This window comes from Embleya sp. NPDC020886, from assembly GCF_044333915.1.
In the GTDB taxonomy this organism is placed as follows: Bacteria; Actinomycetota; Actinomycetes; order Streptomycetales; family Streptomycetaceae; genus Embleya.
The window spans coordinates 386,065-398,400 of sequence record NZ_JBIRRX010000009.1 but is presented as its reverse complement, the minus strand read 5'-3'; the positions used below and the strand labels follow the sequence as shown (position 1 = coordinate 398,400).

Annotated in this window: 10 protein-coding genes; 9 read left to right on the top strand and 1 reads right to left on the bottom strand. The window is 71.3% G+C overall.

Annotated elements, in window-relative coordinates; genetic code table 11:
- Positions 1-99: 99 nt before the first annotated feature.
- The gene (locus ACH4U8_RS29955; protein ID WP_395781426.1) at positions 100-1,113 is read right to left on the bottom strand and encodes an aldo/keto reductase; all 1,014 of its coding nucleotides are present in this window, start codon (positions 1,111-1,113) and stop codon (positions 100-102) included.
- A gap of 185 nt (positions 1,114-1,298) precedes the next feature.
- Between ACH4U8_RS29955 and ACH4U8_RS29950 the strand changes: the two genes are divergently transcribed.
- The 9 genes from ACH4U8_RS29950 to ACH4U8_RS29910 all read left to right on the top strand — a co-directional run bounded on the left by ACH4U8_RS29950 (position 1,299) and on the right by ACH4U8_RS29910 (position 12,135).
- A complete protein-coding gene (locus ACH4U8_RS29950; RefSeq protein ID WP_395781424.1) occupies positions 1,299-2,498 on the top strand; it encodes an aromatic ring-hydroxylating dioxygenase subunit alpha in 1,200 nt (399 codons plus the stop codon).
- A gap of 85 nt (positions 2,499-2,583) precedes the next feature.
- Complete coding sequence (locus ACH4U8_RS29945) at positions 2,584-3,045, top strand: VOC family protein (protein WP_360319817.1); 462 nt, start codon at positions 2,584-2,586, stop codon at positions 3,043-3,045.
- Positions 3,042-3,470 (top strand): nuclear transport factor 2 family protein, encoded by a 429-nt coding sequence (locus ACH4U8_RS29940; RefSeq protein ID WP_395781422.1) that lies wholly within the window; start codon positions 3,042-3,044, stop codon positions 3,468-3,470. The genes ACH4U8_RS29945 and ACH4U8_RS29940 overlap by 4 nt, the downstream gene beginning before the upstream one ends.
- A 21-nt stretch (positions 3,471-3,491) precedes the next feature.
- Positions 3,492-4,274, top strand: a complete 783-nt coding sequence (locus ACH4U8_RS29935; protein ID WP_379991450.1) for a class I fructose-bisphosphate aldolase — start codon at positions 3,492-3,494, stop codon at positions 4,272-4,274.
- Positions 4,275-5,133: 859 nt separating this feature from the next.
- Positions 5,134-7,002, top strand: coding sequence for a 2-oxoacid:acceptor oxidoreductase subunit alpha (locus ACH4U8_RS29930; protein WP_395781420.1), 1,869 nt, complete (start codon positions 5,134-5,136; stop codon positions 7,000-7,002).
- Positions 6,995-8,059: a 2-oxoacid:ferredoxin oxidoreductase subunit beta gene (locus tag ACH4U8_RS29925; protein ID WP_360319825.1), complete on the top strand. Its 1,065-nt coding sequence runs from the start codon at positions 6,995-6,997 to the stop codon at positions 8,057-8,059. The genes ACH4U8_RS29930 and ACH4U8_RS29925 overlap by 8 nt, the downstream gene beginning before the upstream one ends.
- Positions 8,056-8,361, top strand: a complete 306-nt coding sequence (gene fdxA / locus ACH4U8_RS29920) for a ferredoxin (RefSeq protein ID WP_360319827.1) — start codon at positions 8,056-8,058, stop codon at positions 8,359-8,361. Before ACH4U8_RS29925 ends, fdxA begins: the two co-directional genes overlap by 4 nt.
- Before the next feature lie 67 nt (positions 8,362-8,428).
- Positions 8,429-10,552: a hydantoinase/oxoprolinase family protein gene (locus ACH4U8_RS29915; RefSeq protein ID WP_395781418.1), complete on the top strand. Its 2,124-nt coding sequence runs from the start codon at positions 8,429-8,431 to the stop codon at positions 10,550-10,552.
- Positions 10,549-12,135 (top strand): hydantoinase B/oxoprolinase family protein, encoded by a 1,587-nt coding sequence (locus ACH4U8_RS29910; RefSeq protein WP_395781416.1) that lies wholly within the window; start codon positions 10,549-10,551, stop codon positions 12,133-12,135. The genes ACH4U8_RS29915 and ACH4U8_RS29910 overlap by 4 nt, the downstream gene beginning before the upstream one ends.
- Positions 12,136-12,336: the final 201 nt, after the last annotated feature.

The window sequence follows — 12,336 nt, the reverse complement described above, 5'->3', positions numbered from 1 at the left end:
CGGGCGGTAGGAGAGCGGCGGTAGCAGTCCGGCGGACCGGCCGCAGCAGGAGTCCGGCGGGCCGGCGAAGGCATTCCCCCTGCCCCGGCGCGGCGGCACTCACCCCCGGTGCAGGATCGGGCGTGGGTAGGGCGAATCCGCCGGGTTGACGTCGGTGCCGGGGGCGACCAGGGCGTCCAGGCGGGTGAGGATCTCCGGGGACAACTCGACCGCACAGGCGCCGAGTTGCGACTCCAGTTGGGTCTCGGTGCGGGGGCCGATGATCGCCGACGTGACGTTGGGATGGGCCAGCGCGAAGGCCAGTGCCAGTTCCGGCAGCGAGCAGCCCGCGTCCTCGGCGATGGCGGCGAATTCCTCGACCAGCGCGGTCTTCGCGGCCCGCACGGCGGCGTCCGCGTGGTCGAAGTGCTCGGCGTTGCGCACCGCCCGCGAGTCCGCCGAAACACTCTGGCCCGCGCGGTACTTGCCGGTCAGCCAGCCGCCGTTGAGCGGACTGAAGACCAGCACGCCCAGGCCGTACCGCCCACATGTGGGCAGTGCGGCCGTCTCCGCGTGGCGGGCGAACGCCGAATAGGCCAACTGCTCGACCGCGAAGGGCTCGTGGCCGCGTCGCTCGGCGATCCACCGGGCCTCGACGATGCCCTCCGCGGGCAGCGCGGAGGAACCGATCGCGCGCACCTTGCCCTGGCGGACCAGGTCGGTCAGGGCGCCGAGCGTCTCGTCCGGGTCGGTGTTCGGGTCGGGGCGGTGCATTTGGTAGAGGTCGAGGTGGTCGGTCTCCAGGCGGCGCAGGCTGTCCTCCACGGCGCGGAAGATCCAGCGCCGGGAGGCCCCGCGGCGCAGCGGCGCGTCGGGGTCCATCGCCTCGCCGAACTTGGTCGCCAGCACCACGTCGTCCCGCCGGCCCTTGAGTGCCTTGGCCAGGATCGCCTCGCTCTCGCCGAACGCGTACACGTCGGCGGTGTCCACCAGGTTGATCCCGGCGTCGAGCGCGCGATGCACCATCCGTACGCACGCGTCGTGATCCGGGTTGCCCCACGCGCCGAACATCATCGTGCCCAGGCACAACCGGCTGACCTGGATGCCGGTGCGACCTAGCGGGGTGTACTCCACGGGTGCCCTCCAAAGGTGATCCACGCACGTCCTCCCCCGAGGCTGGCACGACCGCGCGTGTGCACCGATGTGGTCCCGGCGCAGCGCACGGGCCGTTTGTTCGTGCCTGAAGCACATATCGGGGCCGTTTCCCGGCGCCTACCTTCGGCTGTATCGCAAACATCCCAGGTGACGGGGAGGAAGCTGTGCCGACTGACCAGCTTGGGGCTGCCGAACGTGCCCTGGACGAGCGGGTGGCGGAACTTCGCCGGACCGCGGCGACGCGAGAGGGCGACGGGCTCGTGGTCGCTCCCCTGCCGAGCGAGATGTTGCAGCCGTGGGAGGTCTGGGACCGGGATCTGTTCGATCTGGAGATGATCCGGGTCTTCGCCCGCTCGTGGGTGTGGCTGGGCGACACGGAGGATCTGCGCCGCCCCGGCGACTTCATCACCGGGCGGATCGGCAGCCAGTCGGTGCTGGTGGTCAAGCAGCGGGACGGCTCGATCAAGGGTTTCCTGAACAACTGCCGGCACCGGGCCTCGGGCGTCGCCTTCGATCCGGCGGGCAACTGCGGCAAGGCGTTCGCGTGCCCGTACCACGCCTGGACCTACGGTCTCGACGGCAAGCTGCTGTCGATTCCGGACATGAACCGGATGTACGGTCCGGACTTCCCGATGCAGCAGTACGGCCTGGTGCCCATTCGGGTGCATGTGGCCTTCGACAAGCTCGTCTTCGCGTGCCTGTCGCACAAGGCGCCGACGTTCGAGGAGTGGATCGCGCCGCTGTTGCCGCGCTACCAGGCGTACAAGATCGGCGAGTACCACCGCTATCACCGCGAGTTGGACGAGGAGTACCCGTTCAACTGGAAGGCGTTCGTGGAGAACTCCAACGACGACTACCACGTGCGGTTCGTGCACCGGCGGCTGAACAAGGTGCGCAAGCAGATGGACACCATCGTGCGCTTCGAGGGTCGGACCACCAGCGGTTACAAGCCGCACAGCGACGCGTACGACATGTCGCTCGGGCGTACCGACCTGGGCGAGGAGGATCTGCGCGGCAGCTACGCGGAGTTCGTCTACCCCAATCTCACCCCGCTGCCCTACGCGTCCCAGTTGATCATGGTGCGCGCCGACCCGATCGCACCGGACCGGACCCGGCTGTTCTCCCGGATCTACGGGCTGACCGACGACATCGAGCTCCAGGAGCGCGAGTTGGTCAACCTGGAGCTGACCAACAAGGAGGACACGGACATGGTGACCGTGCTGATGGAGAACCTGCGTTCGCCGTTCTATCGGGTCGGGCCGCCCAGTGCCTGGGAGGGCCGCGCACAGCACATGATGCGGCAGATCCGCGAGGACGTGGCCACGCCGCTGGCGGCCGACGAGTTCACCGGCGCGATCGACTGAGCGAGCGATCGCCGCTGCCGCCGCCCTGGGCTCGTGGCAGTTCGACACCAACCCGACACACCGGAACGTGAGAGGAGCCACCGCGATGGAACCGACGCTGACCGAGGCCCGCTGGACCCATATCGCGCTGCCGTCGTCCGACCTGGAGGCGGCGGTCGAGTTCTACACCTCGTTCACCCCGCTGGTGGTGGTCTCGCGGCACAGCGATGCCGCGGGATCCAATGCCTGGTTGTCCAACCCCAACCAGGTGCACACGCCGTTCGTGCTGGTCCTGGTCGCCTTCGACAAGGACAAGGGCAAGCCGCAGCCGCAGCTCACCCCGTTCGCGCACCTGGGCATGGAGGTGGCCGCCCGCGCGGACGTCGACGCCATCGCGGACCGGGCCCGCGCCGCCGGGTGCCTGCACTGGGAGCCGATGGATGTACCACCTCCGGTGGGCTACATCTGCGCGCTCAAGGACCCGGACGGCAACGTGGTGGAGATCTCGCACAACCAGCAGGTGTTCGCGGAGGTCCGCGAGCTGTGGGGCGACCGGGCCGACGCGTGAGCGATCCGGCGCGGACCCGACGAGCCGCCGAGGCGTATCTCGCGGCGCTCAACTCCGGTGATCCGGCGGCGATCGCGGCCCGGGTGAGTGTGGACTTCCACAACGAGCACACCTCGGCGCTGGGTCGCAGTCTGCACGGGCGGGTCGCGTATCGCGAGCGACTGCCGCAATTCCTGGCCGAGTTCGAGGAATTGCGCTACGCCGTCGAGGACCTGCTCGTGGACGGTGATCGGGCCGCGCTCGCGTACACCATGACGTTCCGTCTGCGCGGCGGTTCGGCGGGCGCCGAACCGGTGCGGATCCGTGGGGTGTTCCGGCTTCGTGTGGTGGGCGACCTGATCGCGCATCGCGTGGACTACTGGGACGGGGCCGAGTTCGAGCGGCAGACGGCGGCCGCGACGGCCGACGCCGACAACCAACGCTGACAACCATCGAAGGGAACGACTGTGCAGACCTTTTCCGCCACCGGGGCAGGCAAGCTCCGCCGGATGCGCCGGATGTTCGGTGCGGACGGCCGCGCCGTGTTCGTCGCGATCGACCACGCCGCCTACATGGGCGAGGGGCCGCCGTTGGGTGAGCCGATGGCGCAGATCGCCGCCGGCGGGCCGGACGCCGTGCTCGCGACCTGGCATCTGGCCCGGGCCTACGCCGATACCTTCGCCGATTCGGGGCTGGTGTTGCGGATCGACGGTGGCGCCTCGGAGTTGGGCGACTTCGCCCCGGGCGATGTCACCGACATCATGCATCTGCCCGAGCAGGCGCTGAAGTTGGGCGCGGACTGTGTGGTCGTGCTGGCCTTCCCCGGCGCGCCCGACGAGCACCTGTCGCTCCAGCGCCTGGCCCGGTTGACCTCGGAGTGCGAACAGCTCGGCCTGCCGGTGATGGCCGAGATGATTCCCGGCGGGTGGGGCAAGGCGGTGCCGTGGACCACGGAGACCGTGGCCCGCGCGGCGCGGATCGGCGCCGAACTGGGCGCGGACATCGTCAAGACGGTGTGCCCGGGCCGGCCCGAGGAGTTCGCCGACGTGGTCGCGGCGTGTCCGGTCCCGGTCGTGGCGCTGGGCGGCCCCAAGTCGGACAGCGAGGACGAGGTCGTCGCGCTGGCCAAGGGCGTCGTCGACGCCGGCGGTGCGGGGGTGGCCTTCGGCCGGAACGTGTGGGGATCGGCGAAGCCGCAATTGCTCGTGGAGCGGTTGCGCGATGCGGTCCATGGGGGCGCATCCGTCTGATCGGCCGGCGGGCCGCTGGTCCTCATGCGCCGGACGGGCTGGGTTCGGAGCGGCCTGCGGCCTGCTTGTCCTCAAACGCCGGACGGGCTGGATTTGGGCCGGCGGACCTCGCGCGCGAGGCCGGCTGAAGACCACACGGCTTCGGCCTGTTTGTCCTCAAACGCCGGACCGGCTGGAATTGGACCGGTAGACCCCGGACGCAAATCCGGCCGAAGACCACACGGCCTTCGGCCCGTTTGTCCTCAAACGCCGGACCGGCTGGAACCGGACCGGCAGACCCCGGACCCGAATCCGGCCCAAGACCGAACGGCCTTGGGTCTGTTGCCCTCGGATGCCGGACCGGCTGGAATTGGACCGGCGGGCCCCGGGCGCGAATCCGGTTGAAGTTCGAGCGGCCTTGGGTCTGTTGCCCTCGGATGCCGGACCGGCTGGAATTGGACCGGCGGGCCCCGGGCGCGAATCCGGTTGAAGTTCGAGCGGCCTTGGGTCTGTTGCCCTCGGATGCCGGGCGGGTTGGATTTGGACCGGTGGGTCTCGGGTGCGGGTCGGGCCGAGGACCGAACGGCCTTCGGCCTGCTTGTCCTCGAACGCCGGACGGGCTGGAATTGGGTCGGCGGGCCTCGCGCGCGAGGCCGGCTGGAGGCCACACGGGCTTTGGCCTGTCGTCGTCGAACGCCGGGCCGGCGGGCCTGGGGCGCGAGGCCGGCTGAAGGCCGCACGGGCTTCGGTCTGTTGGTCTCGGATGCAGGGCGGGCTGGGTTCGGGCCCTTGGTGGGTCGAGGTTCGTTCGTCCGGTGGGTTTTTCTTCTTTGGGTGCCGCGTGTTGGCTTCGCCGTGCCTGTGATCAGGAGTCGCGATCATGTCTCAGCAGGTCACCCCCGTATCCCGGGTGGTCATCCGGTTCGCCGGTGACTCCGGCGACGGCATGCAGCTTGCCGGCGACCGGTTCACCGCGCAGACCGCGCTTTTCGGCAACGATGTGTCCACCCTTCCCGACTTTCCGGCCGAGATCCGCGCCCCTGCGGGCACCCTTCCGGGGGTCTCCGCGTTCCAGGTGCAGTTCGCGGACCACCGGGTCACCACTCCCGGCGATGCGGCCGATGTGCTGGTCGCGATGAACCCGGCCGCGCTGCGGGTGAACCTGCCCGAGCTGCCGCGCGGTGCCCAGATCATCGTGGACGCCGACGAGTTCACCCCGCGCAACCTGGTCAAGGCGGGCTACCCGGCGGGCGTCGACCCGCTCACCGACGATTCGTTGGCCGACTACCGGCTGCACGCCGTGCCGCTGACCGGCCTGACCGTCGAGGCGCTGCGCGCCTTCGAGCTGCCGCGCAAGGACGCCGAGCGGGCGAAGAACATGTTCGCCCTGGGCCTGGTGTCGTGGCTGTACCACCGCCCCACCGAGGCCACCGTGGCCTACCTGCGGGAGAAGTTCGCCGCGCGTCCGCACCTGGCCGCCGCCAACGTGGCGGCGTTCACCGCGGGTTGGAACTTCGGCGAGACCACCGAGTCGTTCGCGGTCAGCCACGAGGTGCCGGCCGCGCCGCGAACTCCCGGCAGGCATCGCACCATCACCGGCAACCGGGCGCTCGCCTACGGGCTGATCGCCGCCGCCGACCGGGCCGGGCTGCCGCTGTTCCTGGGCTCGTATCCGATCACGCCCGCCTCCGACATCCTGCACGAGCTGAGTCGACACCGGCAGTTCGGCGTGACCACGTTCCAGGCCGAGGACGAGATCGCCGGGATCGGCGCGGCACTGGGCGCGGCGTTCGGCGGCGCCCTGGGGGTGACCACCACGTCCGGCCCCGGGCTCGCGCTCAAGGCCGAGACGATCGGGCTGGCGGTCTCGCTCGAACTGCCGCTGGTGATCGTGGACGTGCAACGCGGCGGCCCCTCGACCGGGTTGCCCACCAAGACCGAACAGGCCGACCTGTTGCAGGCGTTGTACGGCCGCAACGGCGAATCGCCGGTGCCGGTGTTGGCCGCCTCCTCCCCCGGCGACTGCTTCGACGCGGCGGTCGAGGCGGTGCGGATCGCGGTCACCTACCGCACCCCGGTGGTGCTGCTGTCCGACGGCTACCTGGCCAACGGCTCGGAGCCGTGGCGGGTCCCGGAGCTCGACGAACTTCCCACGATCGACCCCGCGTTCGCGACCGGCCCGAACGCGGTCGACGCGGCCGGCGCGCCCTGCTTCCAGCCCTATCTGCGGGATCCGCACACCCTGGCCCGGCCGTGGGCGGTGCCCGGTACGCCCGGCCTGGAGCACCGGGTGGGCGGCCTGGAGAAGGCCGACCGCACCGGCGAGATCTCCTACGACGCGGCCAACCACGACCTGATGGTGCGCACCCGGCGGGCCAAGGTGGACGGGATCGCCCGCGACGTGCCGCCGCTGACCGTCGACGACCCGGACGGGAGCGCCGAGGTGCTGGTGCTCGGGTGGGGCTCCACCGCCGGGCCGATCGCCGCCGCGTGCGCCGAGGTTCGCGCCGCGGGCGGCTCGGTGGCCCGGGCCCACGTGCGCCACCTCGACCCGCTCCCCGCCGACCTGGGCACGGTGCTCGCCCGCTATCGCCGAGTGTTGGTCCCGGAGATGAATCTGGGCCAGCTCGCGCGACTGCTGCGCGCCCGGTACCTGGTCGACGTCGAATCCCTCACCCAGGTGCGCGGCATGCCGTTCAAGGTGGCCGAGCTGCGCACCGCGATCGAGAAGGTCGCCGCCGATGTCTGAGTCACGGCTTCTCACCATCGCCGGATCGGCGGCGGATCCCCCGCTGTCCGCCCGCGACTTCCGCAGCGACCAGGAGGTGCGCTGGTGCCCGGGATGCGGCGACTACGCCATCCTGGCCGCCGTCCAGGGCTTCCTGCCCGAACTGGGCCTGCGCCGGGAGAACATCGTCTTCGTCTCGGGCATCGGCTGCTCCAGCCGCTTCCCGTACTACCTCGACACCTACGGGATGCACTCGATCCACGGCCGCGCCCCGGCGATCGCCACCGGACTCGCCGTCTCGCGGCCCGACCTGAGCGTGTGGGTGGTCACCGGTGACGGCGACGCGCTCTCGATCGGCGGCAACCACCTGATCCACGCGCTGCGGCGCAACGTCAACCTGAAGATCCTGCTGTTCAACAACCGGATCTACGGCCTGACCAAGGGTCAGTACTCGCCGACCTCCGAGACCGGCAAGATCACCAAGTCCACCCCGGCGGGTTCGCTCGACCACCCGTTCAACCCGGTCTCGCTCGCGCTCGGCGCCGAGGCGGGCTTCGTCGCCCGCACCATCGACTCCGACCGCAAGCACCTGACCTCGGTGCTGCGCGCGGCGGCGGCCCACGAGGGCACCGCGCTGGTGGAGATCTACCAGAACTGCAACATCTTCAACGACGGCGCGTTCGAGCAGCTCAAGACGCCCGGTGTGCGCGACGACTTCGTGTTGCGGCTCGAACACGGCGCGCCGATGCGCTACGGGCCGGACGGCGCGCGCACCGTGGTGCGTGATCCGGGCGGCGGGCTGCGGCCCGGTGGTCCGGACGACGTCGCGGTCACGCACGACGCGCAGACGAGCGATCCGGTGCCCGCGTTCGCGCTGTCCCGGTTGCCCGAGGCCGGCGGGCCCACCCCGATCGGGGTGTTCCGCAGTGTGCGGCGGCCCGCGTACGACCGGCTGGTGGTCGAGCAGGGCGAGCGGGCGCTCGCCGAGCGTGGTCCCGGCAGCGTCGCCGACCTGCTCGGCGGCGACGCCTGGACGGTGCCCGAGCCGCAACCGCGCGTGGGAGGTGGTCCCGCATGACCTACGTCATCGGCGCGAACTGCGTGGACGTCAAGGACCTCACCTGCGTGACCGAATGCCCGGTCGACTGCATCTTCGAGGGCGACCGCATGCTCTACATCCATCCCGAGCAATGCGTGGACTGCGGTGCCTGCGAGCCGGTCTGCCCGGTCGAGGCCATCTACCACGTGGACGACCTGCCCGCCGACTGGTTGTGGCACCTGGACGCGGCGGCCGAGGCCACCGCGGGCCGCGAGGAGGTCGAGCCGGTGCCCGATCCGCCGACCGTGCTCGCGCTGCCGGCCCGACCCGCGAACGGGTGAACGCCATGCCCGCGTCCCCCTACCACCGCGAGATCACTCCCACACCGAGAAGAAGAGGAGGGCTGACGTGACCGACTGGCGCCTTGCCGTAGACATCGGTGGCACCTTCACCGACGTGGTCCTGTTGGATGCCGACACCGGCCGCGTGGTGGTCGAGAAGACGTTGACCACCCCGTCCGCCCCGCTCGGCGGGGTTCGGGCGGGCGTGACCTCCGCGCTGTCCAAGGCCGGCATCACGCCGGCCGACATCACCCGGCCGATCGTGCACGCGACCACGCTGATCACCAACGCCCTGATCGAGGGCAAGACCGGCCGAGCCGCCCTGGTGACCACCTCGGGCTTCGGCGACACGCTGGAGATCCGCAACGAGCACCGGTACGACATGTACGACCTCCAGATCGAGTTCCCGGCCCCGCCCATCCCGCGCGAGCTGGTCTTCGAGATCGACGAGCGCACCACCGCGACCGGCGAGGTGCGCACCGCGCCGAGCGAGGCCGAACTCGACGCGCTGGCGGCCCGGTTGGCTGCCGATCGGGTCGAGGCCGTCGCGGTGTGCCTGCTCAACTCGTACGCGAACGCGGCCAACGAGCGCGCGGTCGCCGAGGGACTGGCCAAGCGGCTCTCGGTGCCGGTGTGCGCGTCGCACGAGGTGACGCCGCAGATCCGCGAGTATCCGCGCATGGTCACCACCGCGTGCAACGCGGCCACGATGCCGGTGATCGGCCCCTACCTGGCCGAACTCCAGTCCTGGTTGACCGCCGAGGGCTTCGGCGCCTCGGTGCTGATGATGCTCTCCAACGGCGGCGTGGTCTCCGCCGACGACGCCCGCCGGGTGCCGATTCGGCTGGTCGAGTCCGGTCCGGCCGCCGGCGCCCTGGCCGGTGTCTGGTACGCCCGACGCCTGGGCGAGGAGCGGCTGTTCTGCTTCGACATGGGCGGCACCACCGCGAAGTCCTGTCTGATCGAGGACTATCGGCCGGAGTTGACCAACGCGTTCGAGGTGGCCCGGGTCTACCGGTTCAAGAAGGGCTCGGGCTACCCGTGCTCGATCCCCTCGGTCGACCTGGTCGAGATCGGCGCGGGCGGCGGCAGCCTGGCCCGTGTCGACGAGTTGGGCCTGCTCAAGGTCGGTCCGGACTCCGCCGGCGCGGACCCGGGTCCGGTCGGATACGCCCGGGGCGGCACCGTGCCGGCGACCACCGACGCGGACCTGGTGCTCGGCCTGCTCGACCCGCAGTACTTCCTCGGCGGCGAGATGCCGCTCGATCTGCCCGCCGCCCGGGCCGCGTTCGCCCCGCTGGCCGAACGGCTGGGCGCCGGCTCCGACGCGGACCACGTCGCGGTGGGCGTGTACGAGGTGATCAACCAGAACATGGCCGCGTCCGCCCGGATGCACGCCGTCGAGCGCGGCATCGACCTGCGCGGCGTCGCGCTGATCGCCTTCGGCGGCGCCGGACCGGTGCACGCGTGCGGGGTGGCCACGCTGTTGGAGGCGCCCCGGGTGATCTTCCCGGTCAACGCGAGCGTGTTGTCCGCGTTCGGCACGCTGGTCAGCCCGGTGCGCATCGACCTGGCCCGGAGCATGGTGCGCACGCTCGACGAGAGTGTGTCCGCCGACCGGGACACGCTGCTCGCGGACATGCGGCAGGAGGCGCGCCGGGTGCTCGCCGCCGCCGGCGCGCAGGCGGGCGAGGTGAGCTTCCGGTACGGCCTGGACGCCCGTTACGAGGGTCAGGGCAACGAGATCACGCTGTGGGTCGGCGAGGGCGACGCGTGGCCCACCTCGCTCGCCGACACCATCGAGCAGTTCCACACCGAGTACCAGAAGATCTACGGCCTGCGCATCCCCGACGTCGGCGTCGAGGTGGTCACCTGGCGAGTCGCCGCGTGGTCGGACGCACCCGGCTTCGAGGTGCCCACGGTGCCGGTCGGCACCGGGAGCCCGACGCCCGACCGTCATCGCGCGGCCCGCTTCCGGCTCGGCGCCCCCGCCGTCGAGGTGCCGGTGTACCGCCGGGCCGAACTCGGCGCCGGACACCGCTTCGTGGGGCCGGCCCTGGTCGAGGAGCGCGAGACCACGTCGGTCATCCCGGACGGCTGGTCCTGCGAAGTCGCCCCGGACGGCTCGATCGTCGCCACCGCCACCACCGCCGTCGCCACCCCCGCCGGCACCGAGGAGGGATCCGCGTGACCCGCACCTTCGACGCGATCGAGCTGGAAGTCCTGTGGGGCTCTCTCGTCGCCACCGTCAACGAGCAGGCCAAGGCCCTCCAGCGGGCCGCGTTCAGCCCGATCGTGCGCGAGGCGGGCGACCTGGCGAACGCGCTGTTCGACCGGCGCGGCCGGATGGTCGCCCAGGCCGTCACCGGCACTCCGGGCCACATCAACTCGCTGGCCATCGCGTGCCGCAACATCCTGGACCGGCATCCGGTCGACTCGTTGGCCCCCGGCGACGTGCTGGTCACCAACGACCCGTACCAGACCGCGGGCCAACTCCTGGACGTGACCGTCCTGGTGCCGGTCTGGCGCGGCGGGCGGGTGATCGCGTTCTTCGGGTCCACCATCCACCACACCGACGTCGGCGGCTACGGCATCGGCGCGGGCGCCCGGGACGTGTTCGAGGAGGGTCTGTGGATCCCGATCAGCAAGCTCATGGTCGGTGGCGAACGCAACGAGCCGGTCTGGGACTTCGTGCTGGCCAACGTCCGGCAACCCACCCACATGGCCGGTGACCTGCACGCCCAGATGGCCTCCGGCGAGGTGGGCGCGGCCCGGCTGAAGACACTGTTGGACGCGTACGCGCTGGACGACATCGAGGACCTGGGCGACGAGGTGATCCGCCGCTCCGAGGAGGCCACCCGTCGGGCCATCCGGGAACTGCCGGGCGGCACCTACGAGTCGGCGTCGATCCTCGACCTCGCGGACGGCTCGGAGATCACCATCAAGGTCGCGGTGACCATCGACCCCGAGGCGGGCGAGATCCTGGTGGACTACGCCGGTTCGTCCGGGGCGAGTCCGTTCGGGATCAACGTGGTCAAGAACTACACGCACGCGTACACCACGTTCACGCTGCGCAGCCTGCTCAATCCGGACGTGCCCAACAACGCGGGTTCGCTCGCGCCGATCCGGGTCGAGGCGCCGCTGGGCAGCATCGTCAACGCGGTGTCCCCGTCGCCGTGCACGGCGCGGCACGTGGTCGGCATGTTCCTGCCGATGCCGCTGCTGAACGCGATGTCGCAGGCACTGCCGGAGGCGGTGATGGCCGAGGGCTCGGCGGCGGTGTGGACCATGCAGGTGAGCGGGCACGACGCGGAGGGCAAGCCGTTCATCACCGCGATGTTCACCTACGCGGGCGGCGTCGGCGCACGGGCGAGCAAGCCGGGTCTGTCCACCACGTCCTATCCGACCGGCGTTTCCGCCGTGCCGCTGGAGGTGGTCGAGGCGTCCGCGCCGATCCGCTTCCTGCGCAAGGAACTTCGGCGCGGCTCGGGTGGCGCGGGGGCGCAGGAGGGCGGGATGGGCCAGACCATCGAGTTCACCGTCGACTCGCCCTCGCCGTGGGTCCTCAACGCGGTGGCCAGCCGACTCGCGCGCGGCCCACGCGGCATCTTCGGCGGCGGCGAGGGCGCCACCGGACGCTTCCTGGTCAACGGCGAACCGGTCCGCACCCAGGCCCGAATCACCCTCCAACCGGGCGACGTGGTCCGCCTGGAACTCCCGGGCGGCGGCGGCTACGGAACACCGCCGCAAGAGGCCGTCGCGGCACGGGGGTGACCTGACGACGGGTGGCGGGTGGTCGGTGGGTGGGTTCGGCGGGTCCGCCGAATCGCGGGGCCACCGGGTCCCGCGGGTCGGCGGACCCAACGGCTCGCGGGGCCGCAGCCGCGTGTGGACCGCCGGGTCCGCCGGCTCTCGGCTCCGCCGGCTCTCGGGTCCACCGGCGCCGAGGACCGCGCACGAGGGCGCTCGCGCCGG